We start from the raw sequence: 23,394 nt of genomic DNA, 5'->3' as shown, positions 1-23,394 counted from the left end.
TTGACCCGTTCAATCTATGCCAATCCGCAGCCTGACGCTAACCGACCTGTTCGGCCAAAGCCGGCAGCGCCATCACCTCTTCGGCCTTGTGGCAGGCCGCCAGATGCGCCTCTCCGGTCTTGCGTAGCGCAGGGGCGTCTTCGCGGCAATGCTGGTCGGCGAGCGGACAGCGGGAAATGTAGGGGCATCCGGTCGCAGCCGATGATTGCGAGGCGATCGCCTGCGCGCCGCGGCGGCGGCGCACACGCCCGGCGCGAGCGCGCGGCACCGCCTCCAGCAGCGCGCGCGTATAGGGATGGGCGCAATGCTCGAACAGGTCCTCCGGCCTGCCCTGCTCGACGATCCGACCCAAATACATCACCGCGACCTCGTCGCAGAGATAGTCCACGACCGCGAGATCGTGGCTGATCAGGATGTAGCTCAGGCCAAATTGTTCCTGGAGGTCCTGCATCAGGTTCAGGACCTGCGCCTGCACGGAGACGTCGAGTGCGGAGACCGGTTCGTCGGCGACGATCAGCTTTGGTTGGGTGATCAGCGCTCGCGCGATCGCGATGCGCTGGCGCTGGCCGCCGGAGAATTCGTGCGGATATTTGTCCAGGTCCGCATCGCGCAGGCCGACCTGCCTCAGCACCGCAGAGACTCGCGCGCGCAGCGTCGCGCGATCGGTCCGCTCCAGCGCCGTGAGCGGTTCGGCGACGATCCGCGCGATGGTCTGGCGCGGATCGAGCGATCCGTACGGATCCTGGAACACCATCTGAAAATCGCGCCGCGCGCGGCGGAGTTCATCTGCGGGCAATTGATTGAGGTCGCGGCCGAGCAGCTCGACCCGCCCCGATGTCGGCCGCTCCAGCGCCATCACCACGCGGGCAAAGGTCGACTTGCCCGAGCCGGATTCGCCGACCACGCCCAGGCTCTTCCCCGCCTCGATCCGTACGCTCACGCCGTTGAGCGCCAGCACCTGACCCGGCGGACGAAACAGGCTTTCGCGCGGCAGCGTATAGCGCTGCACGAGGTCGTTCACGTCGAGAAGCGGTTGCGAGGTGGCGGTCATGCGGACACCGTCCCAACGCGATCAGCCATCGACACATCCGTCCTGATGCAGCGGACGCCATGGCCCGGCCCGACCTCCACCATCGGCGGAAGCGCGGCACGACAACCATCGATCACCAGCGGGCAACGATCGGCAAACGTACAGCCGGACGGCAGATCCGCGAGCTCCGGCACCGTGCCGGTGATGGTCTTCAGCCGTGTCCCCTTCCGCGCGCCGAGCTGCGGCCGAGCCCGGAACAAGCCTTGCGTATAGGGATGACCCATGCGTCTGAACACCTCGTCGGTCGGCCCGCTCTCGACAACGGTGCCGCCATACATCACCATCATGCGCTCGACGTTCTCGGCGATGACGCCGAGATCGTGCGAGATCAGGATCATCGACATGCCGCGCTCTTCGACGAGATCGGCGATGAGGTCGAGGATCTGCCCCTGGATGGTGACGTCGAGCGCCGTGGTCGGCTCGTCCGCGATCAACAGGTCCGGCTCGCAGGCGAGCGCCATTGCGATGGTGACGCGCTGGCGCTGGCCGCCGGAGAACTGGTGCGGATAGGCATCGACGCGCTTTGCCGCGTCCGGGAGTCCGACGCGATCGAGCAAGGCAATCGCCTCGGCGCGCGCCTGCGCCGCAGAATAATTCTTGTGGCGCCGGAGCGGCTCAGCGACCTGATGCCCGATCGTGTGCATCGGATTGAGCGCGGTCATCGGCTCCTGGAAGATCATGCTGATGCGGTTGCCCCGCAGCTTGCAGTAATCCGCATCGGACAGTCTTACGAGCTCGCGACCATCGAGGCGAACGCTGCCGCCGACGACGGCGCTATCGGGCAACAGGCCCATCAGCGCGAGCGCGGTGACCGACTTGCCGCAGCCGGATTCGCCGACCAGGCCCAGCGTCTCGCCGCGCCTCAGGGAAAAGCTGATGCCGCGAACGGCCTGCGCCGGGCCACGGCTGGTGTTGAGACGGACGCCGAGATTGTCGACGTCGATCAGCAGCGCGTTTGCGGGATTGCCCATCGTCACCGCTCCCGCGCCAGACGGGGATCGAGCAGATCGCGCAATCCGTCGCCGAGAAGATTGAGGCCGAGAACGGCGACCGCGATCGCCGCACCCGGATAGACCGCAAGCATCGGCGACTGAAATAGCAGCGTCTGAGCGTCGTTGAGCATGCGGCCCCAGGACGGCTGCGGCGGCTGCGTGCCGAGCCCGAGATAGGACAGCGCGGCCTCGGCCAGGATCGCGAGCGCGAACTGGATCGTCGCCTGCACGATCAGGATCGACAGGATGTTCGGCAGTACGTGCTCGATGGTGATGCGAAAAGCCCCCTTCCCCGATGCGCGTGCAGCCAGCACGAACTCGCGCGCCCAGATCGCGTTGGCCGAGCCGCGGGTAACGCGGACAAAGATCGGGATCTGGAAGATGCCGATCGCGGTGATGGAGGTCAGCATGCCGGGACCGACCACCGCAGCGAGCATGATTGCCGACAGCACGGCCGGAAAGGCGAAGGTGAAATCGCTCATGCGCATGATGAGCTCTTCCGTCCAGCCCTTGCGCGCGGCGGCGATCAGTCCGAGGCAGACACCGAACGTCAGCCCGATGCCGACCGCGATGATGCCGACCAGGATGGTCGAGCGCGCCCCGACCAGCAGCAGGGAGACGATATCGCGGCCGAAGGAGTCGGTGCCGAGCCAGTGCGAGAACGACGGCGGCTTGAGCTTCGAGGCGATGTCGATGTCGTAAGCCGACCACGGCGTCCACACCAGCGACAGCAGCGCCGAGCCGATCACCAGAAGAACCAGCACGCCGCCCAGCACGAAGCTGCGATGACGCAGCGCGCGGCGCCAGAATCCGGCCGCGGGCCGCGACGGCGCTGAAGTCGTCGGCAGGCCGACGGCAGCAGTCAGGGGATCACTCACAGGTCGTGGACCTTGATACGGGGATCGATGAAGGCATAGAGCACATCGACCATGAAATTGACGATGACGACCATGGCCGCAAGCAGCATCACGCAGTTGCGCACAACGATCAGGTCGCGATTGGCGATCGACTGGAAGATCAACCGGCCGAGGCCGGGCAGATAAAAGACGTTCTCGATCACGATGGTGCCGGCCAGGAGATTTGCGAATTGCAGACCCATCACGGTCATCACCGGGATCATCGCGTTGCGCAGCACGTGGCTCCACAGCACCTCGCGCTTGCCCAGCCCCTTGGCGCGCGCAGTGCGGACGAAATCTTCGCGCAGCACCTCCAGCACCGCCGAGCGCGTGACGCGGGCCAGGATCGCGGCCTGCACCACGGCGAGCGAGATGGCCGGCAGCAGCAGCGACTTGACGCCGGGCCAGATGCCGTCGTCCCAGCCGGCAAAGCCGCCGGCCGAGAGCCATTGCAGTTTCACCGAGAACAGCAGGATCAGCAGAATCGCGAACCAGAAGTTCGGCAGCGCGATGCCGACCTGGGTCAGCGACATCACGCCGACATCGCCGAGCCTGTTGTGATTGGCGGCCGTGTAGATGCCGGCGGCGAGCGCGAGCGTGACCGTGATCAGCATGGACATGATCGCCAGCGGAATGGTCAACCAGAGCCGCTCGGCGATGAGACCGGCGACGGGCGTGCCGTAGACATAGCTGTTGCCGAGGTCGCCCACCGCCATGCCCTTGATCCATTGCAGGTAGCGCACGGTCAGCGGTTGATCGAGGCCGAGCTTGATGGTCAGGGCCCGCACCGCATCCGGCGAAGCATCGGCGCCCATGAGCATCTGCGCGGCGTTGCCCGGAAGCGCATCCAGGACCAGGAAAATGATCAGGGACGCACCGACCAGCGTCGCCAGCAAGGTCACAAGCCGCCTTAGGACAAATACGCTCATGCGCTCTCGGGTTCAGGCTCAGGAATTCAAGACGTCCCTGGGCACGATCAACATGTCCGGGCGCCCGACGCAAGTGCCTTGGTGCAAGTGCCTTGGTGCATGTATCTCATCTCAGCCGGGACGGCGGCACGAGAGATCGTGCGAGGTTTCGAACATCGCGCTCACACGCAACAGCCCGGCATCGTCGCGGAAGCGACCGACGAGTTGAAGACCGATCGGCAGCCCGTCCCGGCCGAAGCCGCATGGCAGGCTGATCGCGGGGTGGCCGGTCATGTTGAACAGCATGGTCCAGGGGAACCAGTGCGGCCGGACGCTGTCAAAACTGTTGCCGTCAATCTCGATGGTACCGAACAGATCCTGATCGATCGGCAATGCCGTCCGGGTCAGGGTCGGCATTGCCAGCAGATGGCCGCGCGCGAGCAGCGATTGCACGCGGCGGAATAACGCCGTCCGTGCGAACATCGCCTCCTGGTAGTCGACGCCGCTCACCTTCGTGGCGAGCGCGAGCTGCTTGAGGAACGCCTCGCTCAGCTCGTCCTTGTGGTCAGCCGCGAGCTTGGAGAAGCGCGTCCGCCAGACGGTGTGGTTGATCGCGCGCCAGATCGGCTCGATGTCAAACCCCTCGCCCGAAAATTCTTCCAGCTCCGCGCCGAGGCCTGCGAGCCGATCGAGGCTTTCCTTGAAGGCACTGGCGACATCAGCCGAGACCGGACGCCCGGGCGGCGACAGGCAGTACATGATCTTCTGTCCGCGCAGATCGCCGCGCGGCACGGCGCTGCCAACGAAATCAGGCGCGGGAAGGCCGATCGACCAGGGATCGCAGGCATCCTCCCCGGCCATCGCCTGCATCATCAGCGCGGTATCCGCGACTGTCCGCGTGGTCGGCGTGACATAGGTCTGGTTGCCGAAAGCATCCTGCGCCTGGCTGTGCGGGATCACGCCGTTGCTCTGCTTCAGTCCGACGACGCCGTTGCAGGCTGCGGGGATCCGGGTGGAACCCCCGCCATCGGTTGCGATCGCCAGCGGCGCGATGCCGCTCGCAACCGCCGCCGCGGCTCCGCCGCTGGAGCCGCCGGAGGAGCGCTCCGCACTCCAGGCGTTGCGGGTGCGGCCGAACAGCGGCGAGTCGGTCAGGCATTTCGAGCCGAATTCCGGCGTCGTGGTCTTGCCGATCAGGATCGCACCATGGGCGCGCAGCCGCGCCACCGCCACGGCGTCCTCCTCCGGCACATTGTCCTTGTAGGGAACGGCGCCGAAGGTGGTTTTCACGCCCTTGGTGTTGACGATGTCCTTGATGGTAACCGGAATGCCGTGAAGCAGCCCGAGCGGCTCATTCGCCATCACCTTGCGCTCTGCCTCGCGCGCCTGGACCAGCGCTTCGTCGGCGCATAGCGTGATGAAACAGTTCAATGTCGGCTGCAAAGCTTCGGCACGGGCGAGCACCGCGCGCGTGACCTCGACGGGAGATATCTCCTTACGGCTGATGCGTCCGCGCAGTTCAACGGCCGATAGAAAACAGAGGTCTTCGCTCATGTCGGGACGGGCTCGCGTGGTGTTGCCACGAACTTGGCAGCCTCAAGCGGCGCTGTCCATTTCCGCCCGCGCATGGCCGCAGTCCCGTGGGACATTCTTGAATGCCAGCGCGGGTGCGCTACCAGCGCCAGTTGATCTCGCTCAGGCGCGGCGGATCGGCGCCGGGGCGGGTGCAGGTGAAGCCGGCACAATTGGCCGCGAAGGACAGCGCGCGGCGCAGATCATCGGCACCGATGTCCTCGAGCAGCTGCCGTCGAAGGCGCTCCTGCTTGTAAAGGGCGAAGAGCAGTGCCGCCTGAAAGCTGTCGCCGGCGCCGATCGTGTCGGCAACCGTCACTTTGGGGGCGGCGACCTCGATCTTACCCGCCGTCTTGTGCCAGGCGACGGCGCCGTCGATGCCGCGGGTGATGACGACGAGGCTCGCGCCTTGCCCAAGCAACGCATCGGCCTTCTGCTGGTATGGCTCGTCACCGTAGAGATAGGTGAAGTCGACGTCGGACATGCGGACGATATCGGCGCTCGCCGCGAACTCGCCCATGCGCGCAACGTAGGACGGCTTGTCCTTGACGAGGTTGGGCCGGCAGTTCGGATCGAACGAGATCGTCGAGGACGCTCTGGCGTCTGCGATCAGCGCCTTCGTCTCGGCCGCACCGGTGTCGTTGACCAGCGTGGTGGAGCCGACATGCACCGCTTCGATGGTCTCGAAGGGGATAGCCCCGCGCCGATAGGTCCAGTTCCGCGTCGCGGTTTCGGCGTCGTAGAAGGCATAATGCGACTCGCCGGCTACGATGCGCACGAAAGCGAGCGTGGTCTGGTGATCGCTGCGCGTGGCGTAGCGGAGCTCGACGTCTGAGGCTTCGGCATGGGCCGCGATCATCTGCCCGAACATGTCGTTCGAGAGGCCGCCGACGAAACCGGTCGGCGCGCCCAGCCGCGCCATGCCGATCGCGACGTTGAGACAGGAGCCGCCGACCGCGGGCATCACGGCCTCGCGGCCGTCGGCTGCGTGCGTTGGCACGAAATCGATCAGCGCATCGCCACAACTGAGCAGCATCACCCCTACCCTATCTTGCCCTTATCCCGGCAGCGTCAGCTCGAAGCCGGCCATCGCTTCGCGGCTGCCGCGATCGAAATCCCGCAGCATCTTATAGGCCTTCCGCTTGCGGCCGTGAAACTCGGCCATGCCCGGCGCCGTCGGCTCGGTGAGGCGGCCGAGCGCGGACATTTTTGCCATGGTCTCGCCGATCGAGGCAAAGGCGCCGCCGGCGACGGCACCGAGCATCGCGGCACCGAGCAGCACTGGCTCCCTGGTCTGCGGCAGCGCAACGGTCAGGCCCGTGGTATCCGCCATGATCTGCCGCACCAGCGGGCTGCGGCTCGCCCCGCCTCCCATGATCATGATGCTGGAGTGAACACCCTGCGCGGCAAAGGCCTCGATCACCTCGGCAAGTCCATAGGCAAGACCGCAGAGGCCGGCGACGAACAGGCGCTCCATCGCGCCGATGTCGGTGTCGAGGTCGAGGCCCGCAATCACCGCGCGCGTATCGGGATCGGCGTAAGGCGAGCGGTTGCCGATGAACTCCGGCAGAACGTGAATGTCGCGCGCCAGCAGCGCGGCACGGCTCACATCGCCCGCGCGCGCGATGATGCGCTTTTCCAGAAAGTCGATGATATCGAGCCCGTCCTTGCGTGCAGCCGTGCTCGCCTCGGCATATCCCGCATGCGACCGCAAAAGATGGTCGATCGCGGCTCCCGCTGCCGACTGCCCACCCTCGTTCAACCAGAAGTTCGGCACCATGCCGGAGTAATAGGGTCCCCACACGCCGGGAACGAAGCATGGTTCCCTGGTCGTCGCCATGATGCAGGCGGATGTCCCCATGATGTAGGCGAGGCGGTCGCAGACGTCTGCGGTGCCGCCCGAGCTGTCGCGTCCGCCGATTGCGCCGATGCCGCCGGCATGGGCATCGATCAGCGATGCGCCGACCGGCGTGCCTGCACTCAACCCCAGATCGGCCGCCGCCGCCCGCGTCAGGCCGGCGCCGAGCCGCGTGCCGGGCGCGACGATCTCGGTGCCGATCCGGGCATATTTTTCGGCAACGAAGTCCGACAGTCCTATGCGCTGAAAGAACGGCGCGCTCCAGCCGCCGCCATCATGCGCCAGATAGTTCCATTTGCAGGTCACCGTGCAGGTCGAGCGCTGAAGCGATCCGGTCGCGCGCCACGTCAGATAGTCCGCAAGGTCGAAGAAATGGCCGGCGGCCTCAAAACTCTGGCGCAGATGTCGCTTCAGCCACAAGAGCTTCGGCATCTCCATCTCGGGCGAGATCGAGCCGCCGACGTAGCGCAGCACATCGTCCTGCGTCTCATTGATCAGACGCGCCTCGGTCGTGGCGCGATGATCCATCCAGACGATGACGTTGCGCTGGCTGTCGCCGGAGGCGCTGACCGTGACCGGCTCGCCGTCCTCGCCGAGCACCACCAGCGAGCAGGTGGCATCGAACCCGATGCCTCGCACGGTATCAGGCGCAATCCCCGCCTCAGCCATGGCTGCGCGGACGGATTTCGCGCAAGCGTCCCAGATGTCCGACGACGACTGCTCGACGATATCGCCGGCCTCGTGCCAGATCCGAATCGGATGCCGCGCAGTCGCCAGCAGATTACCCGCCTCGTCGAAAACCCCTGCCCGCGTGCTGGTCGTCCCGACATCGACACCGATATACGCCTGCGGCATTGTCGCTCCCGTCAATTTTGACGAGGAGCCTACCAGCAAGTGTAACCGCCATCCACTAGCACGATGCTGCCCGTCATCAGGCTCGCGGCCTCGGAGCTCAGGAACAGCACGACCGAGGCGATCTCCTCGACCTGTCCCATCCGCGCCATCGGAGTTCCACCAATCCAGGCGTCGTACATTTTTGGATTGCTCTTCACGAAGGCGTTCAGCGGCGTTTCGATATAGGTCGGGGCGACAGCGTTGACGCGGATGCCACGCGCGCCCCATTCCGCGGCCAGCGACTTGGTTAGATGGTGCACCGCGGCCTTGGAGGCGTTGTAAAAGGATTGCTCCTGCGGCTTGTTGACGATGAAGCCCGACATCGAGCCGACGTTGACGATGGTTCCCGCTTTCGCCTTCAGCATGTGCTTGCCGAATTCGCGGCAACACCAGAACGTCCCATTGAGATTGACGTCGATGACGTTGAGCCAGTGCTCGTCCGTCACGGTCTCCGCCGGCGTCTCGCTGCGGGCAATGCCGGCATTGTTGACGAGAATATCGACCTTGCCGTGACGGGCGACGAGTTCGTTCGCGACGTCGGCGACGCGCCTGGTGTCGGTCACATCCATGACGACGGTCTCGGTATCGTAGCCCTTGGCCTTGAGGCCAGCCTGGGCGGCCTGGGCAACCTTGCCGTCGCGGTCGGCGATGATCACCTTGGCGCCGGCCTCCGCCAGCGCCTCGGCACAGGCGAGCCCGATTCCCTGCCCGCCGCCGGTGATGATCGCGCTCTTGCCGTTCAGCTTGAATTTTTCCAGGTACATGTTGCTTTTCCCGTTTCTTGTTCGCCCAGCTTGTCAGCCCCGGATCGCGTTGCCGCCCTCGTTGAAGCGGTGAATGCGCGCAGGTTCGGGCACCAGCGACACACGGTCGCCGGCATGCAGGCTCAACTCGCCGATATAGCGTGCAGTCAGCATGCCGAGCTGGCCGGCGTCGACATAAAGAAAAGTGTCGCTGCCCAGATGCTCGGCGACCGCAATCGTGCCCGGCCAGCCGCCTCCACCATCGCGCTCGATCTTCAAATGCTCGGGCCGCACGCCGATCGTGATCGCACCGCGCTGAAGAGCGGGCTCGCCGGTGACGAAATTCATCTTGGGCGAGCCGATGAAGCCCGCGACGAACAGGTTGGCGGGCTTTTCATAGAGCTCGAGCGGTGAGCCGTATTGCTCGATCTTGCCGCCATTGAGCACGACGATCTTGTCGGCCATCGTCATGGCCTCGACCTGGTCATGGGTGACGTAGATCGCGGTGGTGCCGAGCTGCTTCTGGAGGCGCGTCACCTCGATCCGCATCTGCACCCGCAGCGCGGCGTCAAGGTTCGACAGCGGCTCGTCGAACAGGAACGCCTTGGGTTCGCGGACGATCGCGCGGCCGATCGCCACGCGCTGGCGCTGGCCGCCGGACAGCTCGCGCGGCTTGCGCTCGAGATAGGGCGTGAGGTTGAGGGTCGCGGCCGCCGCCTCGACCTTGCGGTCGATCTCGTCCTTTGCGAGGCCCGCCATCTTGAGCCCAAAGCCGATATTGCCGCGCACGCTCATATGAGGGTACAGCGCGTAGGATTGGAACACCATGGACAGGCCGCGCTTGGCGGGCGGAACGGCGACCACGTTCTTGCCGTCGATCAGGATCCGTCCATCCGTCACGTCTTCGAGCCCGGCGATCAACCGCAAGAGCGTGGTCTTGCCGCAGCCGGACGGACCGACGAACACCACGAAGGAGCCGTCCGCAATATCGAGATCGGCGCCCTTGATAATGTGCACGGGCCCGAAGGCTTTCTGCACGCCTTGAAGTGTGATTTGACCCATGATGCGACAGCCCTTTCGCTACTTGACCGCGCCAAAGGTGAGCCCGCGGACGAGCTGCTTCTGGCTGAACCAACCGAGGACGAGAATAGGAGCGATTGCCAGCGTGGAGGCTGCCGACAATTTTGCCCAAAACAATCCTTCGGGACTCGAATAGGACGCGATGAACACCGTCAGCGGCGCAGCCTCTGATGTCGACAGGTTGAGCGTCCAGAACGCCTCGTTCCAGGCGAGGATCAGGTTGAGCAGCAAGGTCGACGCCAGGCCGGGGATTGCCATCGGCGTCAGGACATAGACGAGCTCGCGGCCGACCGTGGCGCCGTCCATGCGCGCCGCTTCCAGGATGTCGCGCGGAATCTCCTTGAAATAGGTGAAGAGCATCCAGATCACGATCGGCAGATTGCCGAGGCACAGGATGAAGATGAGGCCGATGCGCGAATCGAGCAGGCCGACGTTCTTGAAGATCAGGTAAATCGGCACGAGCACGCCGACCGGCGGCATCATCTTGGTCGAAAGCATCCAGAGCAGGATGTCCTTGGTGCGCTTTGTGGGCGAGAACGCCATCGACCACGCGGCAGGAATGGCGATCAACAGCGCGATCAGCGTCGAGCCCCCGGCGATGATGATCGAGTTCAGCGCATGGTGGAGGTAGTCGCTGCGCTCCTGCACCGTCACGTAATTTTCGAGAGTCCAGTGGAAGAACAGGAATGAAGGCGGAATGGCGAAGGCCTCCAGCTCGGTCTTGAAGCTGGCGAGGACCATCCAGAGGATCGGGAAGAAGATCAGGAAACCGCAAAGCCAGGCGGCTGCCGTCGAGACCGCGACCCGCTGCGTCGTTGCGATCCGTGCCATGGTCTCAAGCCTCCAGATTGCGGCCGACGATGCGGACGAGGAAGAAGGCGACGATGTTCGCGATCACCACCGCGACGAGGCCGCCCGCGGACGCGCTGCCGACGTCGAACTGGATCAGCGCCTGCGAATAGATCAGGAAGGCGATGTTGGTGGTTTGCAGGCCCGGTCCGCCGCCGGTGGTGACGAAGATCTCCGCAAACACCGTGAGCAGGAAGATGGTCTCGATCAGGACCACCACGGTGATCGGACGTGCCAGATGCGGCAGCGTGATGTAGATGAACGTCGAAACCCCGCTCGCGCCGTCCATCTCGGCGGCCTCTTTCTGCTCCTCGTCGAGCGATTGCAGCGCGGTCAGGAGGATGAGGGTCGCGAACGGCAGCCATTGCCACGCGACGATCAGAATGATGGCGAACATCGGCACGTCGTTGAACCAGTCGATCGGCGTCAGCCCGAACAATTTTGCAAGCCAGGCAAACAGCCCGGAAACTGGATGCATCAACAGGTTCTTCCAGACCAGCGCGCTCACCGTCGGCATCACGAAGAACGGTGCGATCACCATCAGCCGCACGATGTTGCGGCCAATCACGGGTTGGTCGAGCAGGAGCGCCAGGGGAATGCCGAGCAGAATAGTCAGCAGCAGCACCGAGCCGACCAGCACCAGCGTGTTCTGGAGCGAGGCGAGAAAGGCCGGATCGGTGAGAAAGTAGCGGAAGTTTTCCAGACCGACGAACGCTTCGGAGCCGGGATCGAGCAGGCTGTAGTGCAGCGTCGAGAAATAGAGCGTCAGCGCGAGCGGGACGATCATCCAGATGAACAGCAGCCCGACGGCCGGGGCCAGGAGCGACCGCGCAAGATACTGCGTCTGCTTGGTTGCCATGCTCTCTTCTCCTCTTCGGGGAAGAAGGCGGCCATCCATCCCGTCTGGCGGATGGCCGCAGTTTAGGCTCTCAGGAGGGTGAGCCTTGGTCCTACTTGATATAGCCGGCGCGCTTCATTTCGCGCTCGGTCGAGGATTGGGCCGCTGAAAGCGCGGCATCGACTGTGGTCGATCCAGAAAGTGCGGCTGAGAATTGCTGCCCTACCTGCGTGCCGAGGCCCTGGAACTCGGGGATCGCGGCATATTGCACGCCGACATAAGGCACGGGCTTCACGGTCGGCTTGTTCGGGTCCGCCGCGTCGATCGAGGCGAGCGTCAGCTTCGCGAACGGCGCGACCTTCAGATACTCAGGGTTCTGGTAGAGCGAGGTCCGCGTGCCCGGCGGCACGTTGGCCCACCCCTCCTTGGAGGCCACGAGCTTGGTGTAGTCCTTGCTCGTCGCCCAGGCGATGAACTTCTCGGCCGCGTCCGTCTTCTTCGAACCAGCGGGGATTGCGAGACTCCAGGCCCACAGCCAGTTTGCGTTCTTGCCGAGCCCGGTGTTCGGCGCCAGCGCAAAGCCGACCTTGTCGGCGACCTTCGATTCCTTTGGATTGGAGACCATGGATGCCGCAACCGTCGCGTCGATCCACATCGCGCACTTGCCGGCGTTGAACAGCGCCAGGTTCTCGTTGAAGCCGTTCGAGCTCGCGCCGGGAGGGCCGGCTTCCTTCATGAGATTGACATAGGTCGTCAGCGTCGTCTTCCATTCCGGCGAGTTGAACTGCGGCTCCCACTTCTCGTCGAACCAGCGCGCGCCGTAGGAGTTGGACATGGCGGTGAGGAATGCCATGTTCTCGCCCCAGCCGGCCTTGCCGCGCAGGCAGATGCCGTACACGCCGGCATTCTTGTCGGTGAGCTTCTTGGCCGCATCGATCACGAAATCCCAGGTCGGGCTCTCCGGCATCTTCAGGCCGGCCTTCTCGAACAGATCGGTGCGGTACATCACCATCGAGCTCTCGCCGTAGAACGGCGCGGCGTAGAGCTTGCCGTCGACGGAGACCGCGTCCTTGATTTTCGGCAAGAGGTCGGCGACGTCGTAGTCGGCGCCGAGATTGGCGAGCGGCACCAGCCAGCCCTTCTTGGCCCAGATCGGAACCTCGTAGGTGCCGATGGTGAGGACGTCGAACTGCCCGCCCTTGGTGGCGATGTCGGTGGTGACGCGCTGGCGCAGCACGTTCTCCTCGAGCGTCACCCACTTCACGTTGATATCGGGGTTCTTCGCGGTGAATTCGCTGGTCAGTCCCTGCATGCGGATCATGTCACTGTTGTTGACGGTGGCGATCGTCAGGGTCGTTTCGGCCATCGAGGGGACGGAAAACAGCAGTGCAGACACGCCGCAGACGGCGCCTAGGACTTTTTTCACGGTGACCTCCCTATACTCGCGTTTTGAGCATATGCCCACGCGTTGGGCGTATGTTCAACTCAAGGCCGGAGCTTTGTCAAGCAGGCGCGTGCGCCCTCCCCTCAATTCAGGGTGGTGCAGTGCAAGAGAGATGCTGGTGGAGATGCGCTGCGGCCGCGGAGTTCAGCGTTCGAGGATCGCGCGCGCGGTCGCCTCATCCGTGATCAAGCCGTTGATCAGGTGTCCATTCAGCGCGGCCGCGATCGCCGGCACTTTCGCGGCGCCGACCGCCGCCCCGATCGTCGTGGTCTTGACCGGCACTTCGGGCGGGATACTGGTGAGGCGCTTGTTGGTACCGCCCTTGAGCAGGCGGCCCTTGGCATCATAGGCCCAGCCGGTGATCTCGCCGATGGCCCCGAGCCGCATCATCTCGAACAACTCGTCGCGGGTGACGAAGCCGTCGACGTGGACCTGCGCCTTCTGGTCCATCTGGCCGATGCCGACGAGCCGCAGGTCGGCCTTGGTCGCGATCGCCTTCACCTTCGCGATCGGCTCGATCCGACCCATCTTGTTGCGCTCGTCCTCCGAGGACATCAGGAACGGCAGCGGCATCGGATAGTGTCGCGCCCCGGTACGGTCGGCCAAGCGCCCGACGGTGTCGTAGAAGCTCGCCGAACCGTCGGCCGAGATGTTGCCGACCAGCGAGACGATCTGGTGATTCGGCCGCTCGATCGGGGTGACGCGCTCGACCGCCGCTCGCACCGCGCGCCCCGTCCCGAGCGCGACGATGACCGGCGTCTCGGAACGCAGCGTCGAGTCCAGGAGATTGGCGCAACGCTCGGCAATTCCAGCGGTTGCCTGCGGCGCTGCGGGATCGGCCGGCACGACCTCGCAATGGGCAAGCTCAAAACGCTGCTTCAGCCGCGCCGCCAGTTCCATGCAGGCGGCAATGGGATGCTCGAGGCGAAAGGTGATCAGGCGTTCGGCGAGGCACAGCGAGACCAGTCGCTGCGCCGAGGCACGCGAAACCTGGAGCATTTTGGCGATCTCGTCCTGCGTGTGACCGGCAATGAAGTAGAGCCAGCCGGCGCGCGCGGCATCGTCGAGCCTGGATTTTTCGTTCTCCATCGCCATGGCCGGCGTCACGCGTCCTTCCAGAAATCGGTCATCTGCGCGAAGACCCGATCGGCTCCGGCGGCGGCCAATATAGCGCGGCCGTCGCGGGCGCGATAATGGCTGCCGCCGACAAATCCCCAAACCGTCATACCGGCGGCCTTGGCCGCCTGCACGCCGCTGACGCTATCCTCGATCACGAGCGTGCGTGCCGGATCGGTGCGCATCTTTTCAGCGGCATAGAGGAAGAGGTCGGGCGCCGGCTTGCCGTGTCTCACCATCTGCGCCGTGTAGAGCCGGTCGCCGAAATGCGGCTTGAGGCCGGTGACATCGAGCGAAAGCGAGACGCGGTCGATGTCGCTCGACGAGGCGACGCAAAACGGCCTGTTCAACTCCGATACCACCGCGCCGATCCCGGGGATCGGCTGCAATGCGCCTGCGAAGGTGGCCAGCACCCTCGACTTCAAGCGAGGCAGGAAGCCGTCCGGCACAACCTGTCCCAGATCTCGATAATGCTGCTCGATCGCCTTCGTGCTACGCCCGAGGAACAGCTCGAGCGCCTGCTGCTCGCTGAGCGCGATCCCGAATTCCGACAGCACCTCGGAGAGGCAGCGGCAGCTCAAGAGCTCGCTGTCGACGAGCACGCCATCGCAGTCGAAGATGATCAGGTCGGGCCTGGTTGCGTCCATCGAGGCATTCGATCATATACTCACGGGCTGGGCAATAGCTCGCGGCATGGCTGCCTGACGACGGACGGTTGGCAAGCCCCGCCCCTCAAATCCCGGACGCATCACGGCACTGTTTTGTGCGCCGCCTCCGAACCGGCGGCAGCAAGCGCCGCCCGGCGATCATGAATCAGATTCTCGAGACGATGGGCCGCAACATTCAGGGTTGCAGCATCCAGGGCTTGTTCGTCGTCGTCCGTCCTGGCGCGTTGCGCGCGCAAGACGTCGTCGATCTGAGTTTCGATCTCCAGCAATTCGGAGGCACTTCCAGCGTGCCTTATCCGTTGCCCCAATCCATAGAGCGTATCGAGCGCCGGCTCCCTCGGCTTCAACTCCCCGGATCGGAGAAACCGCCAGGCCGCGGCGAGAACCGTGACGAGCGCGCCAAGCGCCATCGGTGCCAGGAAGATGGCGTTGCTCCACTTGTCCAGGAACGTGAGCTGATTGCCGTTGTAGAACTCCGCTGCGCCTGCATGAACGGGAAGAAATGCGCCGGCATCGGTATCGGGCGCCTTGAACTGCGCCAGAATCGGCAATTCAGCCAGAAGGTCCCTGCGAGCCGTCGTGATGGCTTGCGTGAAACCCGCAATCATATCGTTGTCGAGACTCTTCTTGCCGACGAGGTAGAAGGCCGTCTGGAGCGTGGTCACGTCATCTTCGGGAACGGGAGGCGATCCGCGCAACGTGCCCTTGGGGATGTCGAAGCTCTCGTAAGCACGTTCCTTTTCGGCAATCGCTCCTGCGCTCTCGATCGGAATCAGAACCGGGGCGGTCTTGGCGTTCTGAGGGAACAGCCCGCGCACCAGCGACAGGTATTTGTCGCTCAGCGGCATCACGAACAGGACGGCACGTATCTCCTTGGTTTCGAGCGCCCGGCGGACCTGATCGAGCGTAACGCCCTTGAATGCAACGTTGGCGCGGTCAAGGTCATACGTCCTTCTCAACACGTCGACGAGCTTCTGATTGGTGTCGCTACCGACCACCCCCACCGTCGAGCGTTTCAGGCCGGCCATGTCCGTGATGGCAGAGCCTGGAGGCGCAACGAGCACCGCCACGGCCTGGGCCAGAACGACGATGGCCTGCGCCTGCGACAAGTCACCAACATCGCCGCGAACGACGGCAAGGTCCGTCTTGCCCGAGGAGAATGCCGCCGCGGATTCGATCGGTCCGGTGGTCTCCACCACCTTGAGCCGCACCGGCGCGTTATTGACGACAAGCCTGCTCGCCAGCGCCGATATGATTTTTGGCGCATCGCCGTCCAGCGAGCCGACCGCGATCGATAGCGTCACCGGCCGGACGTACCAGCGGTACGCAAACAAGCTTGCGCCAGCTGCTAGCAGGACCAGAGCCACGACCACGACGATACGGAGCCAAATCGGCAGCTTGACGGCACCCATGCTCATCCTTGACCGTCACTTAACGCCATAAGCGGCCTCAATCTCCACCTGCGGAGGCCTGCAATTTTTGAAAGATTGTCTGTGCACGACTTCATGCCCATCGCGAGCACCAATTCTATTCGGCTTCGAAGAAAGCGTAGTTCTGCCAGCTTCGCATCCGCAGCAGGATCTTCCGCAACAAGGACAGCTCGTGGATGTGCTCGGTGTAGATGGCGGCCTCGCCTGCCGAGCCAAGCGGCACCTGGTAGCCGGACATGTCGTCGATGATGTCGAGGACCGCCAAGGCGCGGTCTCCGGGCAACGCACCGCGGATCTCCTGCAGCGCCCCTGTGGCTTGAAGCTGCCCGGCCGCAATGGCATCGATCACCAGGCGGACCTTGGCCTTGAAGACCCGGCCGGGGATGCCCTTGAACAGAACTTCGGCCTCGTCACCGGCCTTGACCCGCTGCAGTGCGTTTTGCTGGAAGGCAGCAGCCAAAGCCCGGTCTTTTTGGGTGTCGTTGACGAAAATCATGACGGGACGGGCTGTCGTTGCGCCGACAAACATGCCTGGTCGCAGTGAGACCTCGGTAACGAATCCGCTGGTGGGCGCCCTCACGGTGGTCTCGCTGAGATTATATTCAGCATCGGCAAGTTCGTTGCGTAGACGGACGATGGCCGAGTGTTCACCGTCGACTGTCGCGCCATAGGCCTGTCGCGCCCGATCTTGTGCAGCAACAGCCGCGGCCAGCGCCTGGTTCGCCGCATCGCGGTTGCGCGTCGCAGTATCGAGGGTCGCCTGGGCCACGACATTCTTGTCGAACAACTCCTTCTGTCGCTCGTAGTTCGTCTGAGCGAGGTCCGCTTCTGCCCTGGATTTTTCGGCCGACGCCGTCGCCTGGTCGACGGATGCCTTGAGCTCTGCAACACTGGCCTCCGCGTCGGCGAGTCCCGCCCGCTTCTCCGCGACGGCATATTCGTAGGGCTTCGGATCGATCTTGAAGAGAACTTCTCCGGCTTCGAGGTGCTGGTTGGATTTGTCCTCCACCGGCACTTCGATCACGCGGCCCCGGACGCCCGCCAGCACCGGCGTGACGGTAAAGTAGATGCGCGCATTGGTGGAAAACGGATGGTTGTAGGCCATCGTTATGAACAGCAGCGAAAGGCCGAAAATGCCGCCGAGGGCTGCTGTTGCAAGCGTCCACTGATTGACCGGAATCCTGAACAGCTTGAAGATGGCATAGCAAAGTGCCACGTAGGTCAGGGTGAGCAAGATTTCCATCAGTGGCCTCCTGTCCCGAGCGGATGGCGTCTATCGCTGCGCGGCCTGGCTCCCTGCCACCGGCGCGCCCGCGGCAGTACTGCTTTCGACCAATCTTTCGGCGAGCTCCGCCAGGTCCGATCGGGCGGGCGCCTGGTCTTCGAAACGAGCGAGGCGCTCTTTGGCCTCAAGCTTGGCCTCGACCTCGCCGACCCGGCGCTTCAAAGCCTCCAGCTCAGCCACAGCCTCAAAGCGAGACGACGGCTCGCCCGGCTTGTCACTGAAGCCCCAGCCACGGTCCGGCTTGTAGGCCATCGCCCAAATCCAGAGGAATGGCCACAGCACATGCAGCATGAACAGGCTGATCCAACCGGCAGCATGAATGGCATCTTCGTGCGGGTGATGGCGCGCCTTGGCGATGCGTGCCGGAATATCGTGGATCGCGATGATGCCGTAGACCAGCACGATGATCACGAAGAACAGCAAGCCGAGCGCGAAGTAGTTGAGGAACGGATCTTCCATGGGCGGCCGGGAAAACGGTTGCGTAAGCGTCACTGACTGGTTATCCGCGCGAAAATGCCGCGCCAGATCGCCTGCCATCGATTGACATCGATCAATATCGAATCAGGTCAGCGTCCGGGGCCGTTGATTCAGATCAATGTCAAAGGTGCAGTTCGCCGCACCTGGTTCAGTTCGTTGCGAGCACGATCAGACCCAAGGGCAAGGCTCCCAGTGCGGACGACGGCCGAAGAGGACTATGGCGGCAACTTCGTGTCGATGCAGGAGCAACTTTCGACGACGGACATGGAGTTACCGGCGGGTCCAATCGAGGCATCAGGATTGCGCAGAGGAGCGTTGAGGCGAAACATGGCAACAAATGCGGAGGTGAGACAGCGCTTCTTTCGGCATCTTTGGAAACATTTGCAGGTCATATGGCCGGTCGTGTCAGGGCTGATCGGTTTCCAACTGGCACTCGGCGCCGTGATCGGATTCCTCGAGCGCTGGTCGGTGAGCGAGACGATCTATTTCACGTTCGTGACCGCTCTAACAGTTGGTTACGGGGATGTGGCCCCAAAGCGCATTGCCTCGCGGATGATTGCAATAGCGATCGCCTTCTCCGGCGTATTGCTGACGGGCCTCGTTGCCGCACTCGGCGTGCGCTCGCTTCAAGACGCCGCCGACGACCACTAGCCGTCACACGCTGAGCGTGCCGGATCGACGGAAAGAATGGCCAAGGGGCATTTGATTTGATGTCAGCGATTTCAGATATTCCCTTTTGGCGTGTGCTGGATCCGATGGAGCGGATCTCCGAGACCTTGTTCGGCCTCATCATGGCCCTCACCTTTATCTGCAGCCTCGGTGTCGCGACGTCGGGCAACATCAAGATCCAAACGATGCTGATCGGTGCGCTCGGCTGCAACCTGGCTTGGGGCATCGTTGACGGCGGTCTTTACCTGTTGGCTCGCATCAATGACCGGGGCGGCAATATCCTGACACTGCGCGCAATACAGCGCGCACCGGATTCCGAAACGGCGCGACGCATCGTCGCCGACGCGCTGCCGCCCGAGTTGGCGTCGCTGTTGCGTCTGGAGGAACTGGAATTGATGCGCCGACGGTTGCAGCAATTGCCTGAGCCGCGCGAGCGCCCGAAGCTCGTGGAGCGGGACTGGATCGGCGCACTGGGTCTTTGCTTGCTGAGCTTCGCTTCAACCTTCCCGGTTGTCATCCCGTTCATATTCCTGAGCGACGCCAAACTGGCACTGCGCGTCTCCTACGCTGTCGCCATCGCGATGCTTTTCTGCTGTGGTTACGTATTCGGCTATCGCAGCGGACTTCAGCCCTGGGCAGCAGGCCTTCTGATGGTAGCCTTTGGTGGTGCATTGGTCGGCATCACGATAGTGCTTGGAGGATAGCTAACAATGCGAAAGAGAGGCGCCATGGCACTGTGGCAGGTAAGCTTAGCCTCGAATGCTGCATTCGTTGGCTTGTGGCTTGCGCCGATGACCGGCGGTTTGGTGCGCGCCGAAGCCCCCGAGAGCAGCCCGGGCAGCGCGATCGGGCTCGGCAATCGCGGCTGGTCAGCGGCCGAAACGAAGGGCGCTGCGCCTGTGAGCGAGCCTTCGAGTGAACTCGAACTCAGCGCCCGCGCGGGGGTTGCATCTGACTACATTTATCGCGGGACGACGATGACCGCTCGCCAGCCTGCGGCCGGCGCCGCCTTTGAAGCAAGATTCAGGTCGGTATACGCCGGCGCTACAATGGCTACCGTCAAGCTGCCGACCGAACCAGTCGCCGAGTTCACCATGTCAGCCGGCGTCCGCCCGAAGATTGCAAATATCGACTTTGATCTCGGCGTGACCTACTTCGCCTATCCCAGAGAGAAGTTTCCCGGCGTGACGAATGGCATCAATTATTGGGAGGCGGCTATCCGCGGCGATAGAAGCATCGGCGAGTCGTTCCGTATCGCCGCCGGCTACGCCTATTCTCCAAATGTCTCGAACACGGGCGCCTGGAGTCAGTACGTGGCTGCCGGGGTGGGCTACGACGTGCCAACTCGTCTGCTCCCAAAGGACCTGACCGTATCGTTCACGACTGCTGCCGGCTACTTTTGGTTCGGCAACCAGGCTCCGCAACTCGGGAGCTTCCCATTACCTGCCTATCTCAATTGGCATGCAGGCGTGACCTTCACCCGCAAGGCCTTCAACCTCGATTTACGCTACTACGATACCAACCTCTCGAAGGAAAACTGCTTCGTCTATACTGGGGATCCAAACGCGCGGCCAGGTGGTCGTATTGACCCCATTACCAACCCGAGTGGCTTGGTATCGAACTGGTGCGGTGCAACGGTCGTTGCCAAAGCCTGGTTTTCTTTTTAACTGGGGCGTTTGCAGGTGCACGTTCATGGCTATCCCGAACTGGCGGCAACCAACCCCTTTCGTACGGCAGCCTTGAGCGCGGCATGATCTTGTTCGGCCTGATCCGCATAGGCCAACGCAAACTTTCCCATGGCAGTATCGAACGCGTCGCTCGAAGAGCCGAGATACCCGCTGATCGTCGCGGATATTTCGCTGGCCTTCGCATGGGCGCGGGCCAGCACCCAACCACACGCTTGCGCATAGACGTCCAACATTCCGGCGTCGAATGTCTCGACCAAAGGCTTGATCTTGGCGTCGTGCAGCTGTCGCACATAGAAATGCCGGCCATTGGGAGCAGTCGTCCAGCCAAGGAAAATATCCGATGCTGGCTGCATCAAGCGCTGTCCCATCACGACCCGCTGTCCGTGATGACCGTATGGGCATCTCCCGGCGTAAGGCTCGAGCACCGACTGCACCGCCTCTTTGAATTGTAGAAAGAGCGCGTCGTTTCCCTCCGACATCATCAGGGCGATCCAGCACCTCCGGCCGACGCTGCCGACGCCGACCACCTTGATCGCAACATCGACGAGCCGATAACGATCGAGAAGCCCCCGTCGGTCGGGCGATAACGACTCCCGGTAGCTACGAAAAAGTTCGTCCAGCGACGTCGCTGCACCGTCGGTCGCGGTGCTCTGCGGATGGAAGATGAGCGGTGGCTGGTCGGTAATGCGAATATGTCCACCGACCGAACCTGCAAGCTTCGGGAAATCAAACTCAGAACCAGTATGAGCCACGGCTTTTGCGATTCGCTTCTTGACGTTTCTCTGCAAGGCGTCGGGCAGGGTGTCGATAAAGTCCGTGGCACTTGTTTCGGCATACCAGACCTGTAGCGGATCCATCCTGGAGAACTTGCGCATGTGTTCGCGATACATACGCGCACAACTGACGGCGCAGTCGCGGCCTCTGGCATCAGACAATCCGTTCGATCTAGCAGCGAGCACGATCGATGCGACAAGCCGCTTGACGTCCCACTCCCATGACCCGGGGGAGGTCTCATCGAAGTCATTGATGTCGAAGATGACGTTGCGTTCGGGGGTAGCGAATCCGCCAAAATTAAGAAGATGGCAATCACCGCAGGCCTGCACTTTCATTCCGGTGGTCGGCGTTCGCGCCAAGTCGGCGGCCATGATACCCGCGGCGCCGCGATAGAAAGCAAAAGGAGATTGCAGCATTCGGCCGTACCGAATCGGAATCAGCTTCTTCACGCGGCCGGCATCCGACCTGTGCAGAAGGTCGATCGGGTTTGCTCGTCCCTTGACGCCGTTCCATCGCCCGTGCTGCTCGCGTGGAATCTTGTCGCGCAGCGCCTTGCCGGCAGCTATCCGCGCGTCAGGCGAGACGATGTGTACCGCGTGGCCGGCAAAGGGGGCCGCGAGATCGAAGATCTGTCTTGTGTGTTCCATGTCGAGCTATCGCAGCGTCTTTCAGGGATACCCAAGAAGTCCGATGTCTGGCCGCACGATCAGCGAGATCGTGAACGTGATGAGTGTCCTGACTGGCAAACAACTTACGAGCCGCCTTGCTGTTGTTGCCAGGCGCGCACGCCATCCGTCGTCCGTTCATGAAAAGCGTTCGGTCCCACGACCGCTTCGATCCCAGCGCGCCTCATATCGTCTCGTACGGCATCCCGCACCCGGGCAAAAGCAACGGTGACGCCCGTCGTCTTTAGCTCCTTGATCAGGCCTGACAGCTCGTCCCCTGCGCTGACGTCGATAAAATTGACCGCAGCGAAGTCCAGAAGCACGCGCTTCACGTCTGGCCGCTCGGCCAGTGACACCTTCAAAGCCGCACTCATGTGGCCGATGCTCGCGAAGAAGAGGTCACCGCCCACTCGCCAAATCAGCAGTCCCGGAAATGTTGCGGCCTCGGGATGCCGCTGCACACTGCGATAGGGCTGGAAGTTGACCGAGCTCGTCCCCCTTTGGATGACTGGTCAGATAGATCAACGTCAGCAACGAAAGCACGACGCCCAGGGCGATGCCCTGGAGCACCCCCAACGTCAGTTCGCCGGCGATGACAATCAGGGTGTTTGCAAACGACCAGTGGCTTCGGGCGAACAATTTGCGCAGATAGCTCGGCTTCGTCAGATGCAACATTGCCGCAATGACGATGGCCGCGAGCGCCTGCGTCACATGGCCCCCGCCGTGCCTGCGGCACTCGTCGTCATGGCTGCAGCGACGATCATGATCGGATTGCTCGGAGGAGAAGCTACGGGTGTGCACGTAGCCGCATCTGATCCCGCTAGAATTGTGACCGGAGCCGCGGCTGCCAAGAGCCGAGGCTCAAACCCCGGGCATGGAGCGCCGCGAAGACCGGCGCGAAGACCGCCAGGACCGGCGCGAGGACCGGCGCGATGATCGTCAGGACCGGCGCGACGATCGGCGTGACGACCGCGAAGACCGGCGCGACGCAAGAAGGGGTGACACTCCCCCGACGACGGGCAGCACAGCTCCCCAAAAGTAGTTTGAGCGAAAGAGAAAAACTCGTCGTCCGGCTACCGCATGTTCGCGCCGAATGAGCGGGCATGCGGGGTTCCGCTCCAGCCCTGTTGATCCAGATCAACGGGACGCGATGCCGCGGCGCAACGCTCCATACCTGCGTCGCGCCAACAGCGACGAAAATTTGTCGTGCTTTTCGATCCTAACGATGAACCCAGGCGTCCCATTCACTCCAAGACCTTCGAGAGATGGACGGGCCTTGCAATCCTTCTGGGAACGGCATCGTCGCTCTATCGTATCTGGCTGATCTTTAGTTGGTGCTCGCAGCGCAATGCGCCTACGTCGCCGCTAATACGGCAGCCTCTGGCAAAAGTCTTAAGCCGGCAGACCAACGGTCCACACCGACGACATTGTCTCCGACGTGCAGTCCCGGTCGATGAG

24 protein-coding genes are annotated in these 23,394 nt (G+C 63.2%); 4 read left to right on the top strand and 20 right to left on the bottom strand.

Going from position 1 to position 23,394, the window contains the following annotated elements:
* Window positions 1-37: 37 nt before the first annotated feature.
* The 17 genes from Q3C01_RS16935 to Q3C01_RS16855 form a co-directional block, all read right to left on the bottom strand.
* Window positions 38-1,051 (bottom strand): ABC transporter ATP-binding protein, encoded by a 1,014-nt coding sequence (locus tag Q3C01_RS16935; protein ID WP_458146453.1) that lies wholly within the window; start codon window positions 1,049-1,051, stop codon window positions 38-40.
* Complete coding sequence (locus tag Q3C01_RS16930; protein ID WP_458146452.1) at window positions 1,048-2,061, bottom strand: ABC transporter ATP-binding protein; 1,014 nt, start codon at window positions 2,059-2,061, stop codon at window positions 1,048-1,050. The genes Q3C01_RS16935 and Q3C01_RS16930 overlap by 4 nt, the downstream gene beginning before the upstream one ends.
* Before the next feature lie 2 nt (window positions 2,062-2,063).
* Window positions 2,064-2,960, bottom strand: a complete 897-nt coding sequence (locus tag Q3C01_RS16925; protein ID WP_458146451.1) for an ABC transporter permease — start codon at window positions 2,958-2,960, stop codon at window positions 2,064-2,066.
* Window positions 2,957-3,907, bottom strand: coding sequence for an ABC transporter permease (locus tag Q3C01_RS16920; protein WP_458146450.1), 951 nt, complete (start codon window positions 3,905-3,907; stop codon window positions 2,957-2,959). The genes Q3C01_RS16925 and Q3C01_RS16920 overlap by 4 nt, the downstream gene beginning before the upstream one ends.
* 111 nt (window positions 3,908-4,018) lie before the next feature.
* Complete coding sequence (locus tag Q3C01_RS16915; RefSeq protein WP_458146449.1) at window positions 4,019-5,440, bottom strand: amidase; 1,422 nt, start codon at window positions 5,438-5,440, stop codon at window positions 4,019-4,021.
* Between the two features lie 118 nt (window positions 5,441-5,558).
* Window positions 5,559-6,494 carry a carbohydrate kinase family protein gene (locus Q3C01_RS16910; RefSeq protein WP_458146448.1) on the bottom strand — a complete coding sequence of 312 codons (936 nt, stop codon included), beginning with the start codon at window positions 6,492-6,494 and terminating at the stop codon, window positions 5,559-5,561.
* 21 nt (window positions 6,495-6,515) lie between these two features.
* Entirely contained in the window at window positions 6,516-8,171 is a 1,656-nt protein-coding gene (locus tag Q3C01_RS16905; protein WP_458146447.1) for an FGGY-family carbohydrate kinase, read from the bottom strand.
* A 29-nt stretch (window positions 8,172-8,200) separates the two neighbouring features.
* Window positions 8,201-8,974: an SDR family NAD(P)-dependent oxidoreductase gene (locus tag Q3C01_RS16900; RefSeq protein WP_458146446.1), complete on the bottom strand. Its 774-nt coding sequence runs from the start codon at window positions 8,972-8,974 to the stop codon at window positions 8,201-8,203.
* A gap of 33 nt (window positions 8,975-9,007) precedes the next feature.
* Entirely contained in the window at window positions 9,008-10,015 is a 1,008-nt protein-coding gene (locus Q3C01_RS16895) for an ABC transporter ATP-binding protein (RefSeq protein ID WP_458146445.1), read from the bottom strand.
* Between the two features lie 18 nt (window positions 10,016-10,033).
* Window positions 10,034-10,864: a carbohydrate ABC transporter permease gene (locus Q3C01_RS16890; protein ID WP_458146444.1), complete on the bottom strand. Its 831-nt coding sequence runs from the start codon at window positions 10,862-10,864 to the stop codon at window positions 10,034-10,036.
* A 4-nt stretch (window positions 10,865-10,868) separates the two neighbouring features.
* Entirely contained in the window at window positions 10,869-11,741 is an 873-nt protein-coding gene (locus Q3C01_RS16885) for a carbohydrate ABC transporter permease (protein WP_458146443.1), read from the bottom strand.
* Between the two features lie 91 nt (window positions 11,742-11,832).
* Window positions 11,833-13,086 carry an ABC transporter substrate-binding protein gene (locus Q3C01_RS16880; protein ID WP_458146468.1) on the bottom strand — a complete coding sequence of 418 codons (1,254 nt, stop codon included), beginning with the start codon at window positions 13,084-13,086 and terminating at the stop codon, window positions 11,833-11,835.
* Between the two features lie 222 nt (window positions 13,087-13,308).
* Window positions 13,309-14,259, bottom strand: a complete 951-nt coding sequence (locus Q3C01_RS16875) for a sugar-binding transcriptional regulator (protein ID WP_458146467.1) — start codon at window positions 14,257-14,259, stop codon at window positions 13,309-13,311.
* Window positions 14,260-14,267: 8 nt separating this feature from the next.
* The gene (locus Q3C01_RS16870; RefSeq protein ID WP_458146442.1) at window positions 14,268-14,927 is read right to left on the bottom strand and encodes an HAD family hydrolase; all 660 of its coding nucleotides are present in this window, start codon (window positions 14,925-14,927) and stop codon (window positions 14,268-14,270) included.
* 101 nt (window positions 14,928-15,028) lie between these two features.
* Window positions 15,029-16,360, bottom strand: coding sequence for a TAXI family TRAP transporter solute-binding subunit (locus Q3C01_RS16865; RefSeq protein ID WP_458146441.1), 1,332 nt, complete (start codon window positions 16,358-16,360; stop codon window positions 15,029-15,031).
* A 115-nt stretch (window positions 16,361-16,475) separates the two neighbouring features.
* Entirely contained in the window at window positions 16,476-17,621 is a 1,146-nt protein-coding gene (locus tag Q3C01_RS16860; protein ID WP_458146440.1) for an HlyD family secretion protein, read from the bottom strand.
* A 30-nt stretch (window positions 17,622-17,651) separates the two neighbouring features.
* Entirely contained in the window at window positions 17,652-18,200 is a 549-nt protein-coding gene (locus Q3C01_RS16855) for a DUF3302 domain-containing protein (protein ID WP_458146439.1), read from the bottom strand.
* On the opposite strand from Q3C01_RS16855, the gene Q3C01_RS16850 reads away from it, so the two are divergent.
* From Q3C01_RS16850 to Q3C01_RS16840, 3 genes are read left to right on the top strand one after another with little or no spacing between them, the layout of a single operon-like run.
* Window positions 18,177-18,791 carry a potassium channel family protein gene (locus Q3C01_RS16850; RefSeq protein ID WP_458146438.1) on the top strand — a complete coding sequence of 205 codons (615 nt, stop codon included), beginning with the start codon at window positions 18,177-18,179 and terminating at the stop codon, window positions 18,789-18,791. The two genes, Q3C01_RS16855 and Q3C01_RS16850, sit on opposite strands and share 24 nt — an antisense overlap.
* 59 nt (window positions 18,792-18,850) lie before the next feature.
* On the top strand, window positions 18,851-19,513 hold the full coding sequence (locus Q3C01_RS16845; RefSeq protein WP_458146437.1) for a VIT1/CCC1 transporter family protein: 663 nt from the start codon (window positions 18,851-18,853) through the stop codon (window positions 19,511-19,513).
* A 24-nt stretch (window positions 19,514-19,537) separates the two neighbouring features.
* A complete protein-coding gene (locus Q3C01_RS16840; RefSeq protein WP_458146436.1) occupies window positions 19,538-20,476 on the top strand; it encodes a TorF family putative porin in 939 nt (312 codons plus the stop codon).
* 29 nt (window positions 20,477-20,505) lie between these two features.
* Here the strand turns inward: Q3C01_RS16840 and Q3C01_RS16835 are convergent, their stop codons facing one another.
* The 3 genes from Q3C01_RS16835 to Q3C01_RS16825 all read right to left on the bottom strand — a co-directional run bounded on the left by Q3C01_RS16835 (window position 20,506) and on the right by Q3C01_RS16825 (window position 22,647).
* Window positions 20,506-21,918, bottom strand: a complete 1,413-nt coding sequence (locus Q3C01_RS16835; protein WP_458146435.1) for a DUF2252 domain-containing protein — start codon at window positions 21,916-21,918, stop codon at window positions 20,506-20,508.
* Window positions 21,919-22,022: 104 nt separating this feature from the next.
* Window positions 22,023-22,346 (bottom strand): sodium-independent anion transporter, encoded by a 324-nt coding sequence (locus Q3C01_RS16830; protein WP_458146434.1) that lies wholly within the window; start codon window positions 22,344-22,346, stop codon window positions 22,023-22,025.
* Window positions 22,336-22,647 carry a hypothetical protein gene (locus Q3C01_RS16825; protein WP_458146433.1) on the bottom strand — a complete coding sequence of 104 codons (312 nt, stop codon included), beginning with the start codon at window positions 22,645-22,647 and terminating at the stop codon, window positions 22,336-22,338. Before Q3C01_RS16825 ends, Q3C01_RS16830 begins: the two co-directional genes overlap by 11 nt.
* Before the next feature lie 221 nt (window positions 22,648-22,868).
* Between Q3C01_RS16825 and Q3C01_RS16820 the strand changes: the two genes are divergently transcribed.
* Window positions 22,869-23,033 carry a hypothetical protein gene (locus Q3C01_RS16820; protein WP_458146432.1) on the top strand — a complete coding sequence of 55 codons (165 nt, stop codon included), beginning with the start codon at window positions 22,869-22,871 and terminating at the stop codon, window positions 23,031-23,033.
* The last annotated feature ends 361 nt before the right edge of the window (window positions 23,034-23,394 follow it).

The sequence above is a fragment of the Bradyrhizobium sp. UFLA05-109 genome (assembly GCF_054185165.1).
Note: the sequence above shows the minus strand (reverse complement) of the source record. Positions and strands in the feature narration are given on the sequence as shown.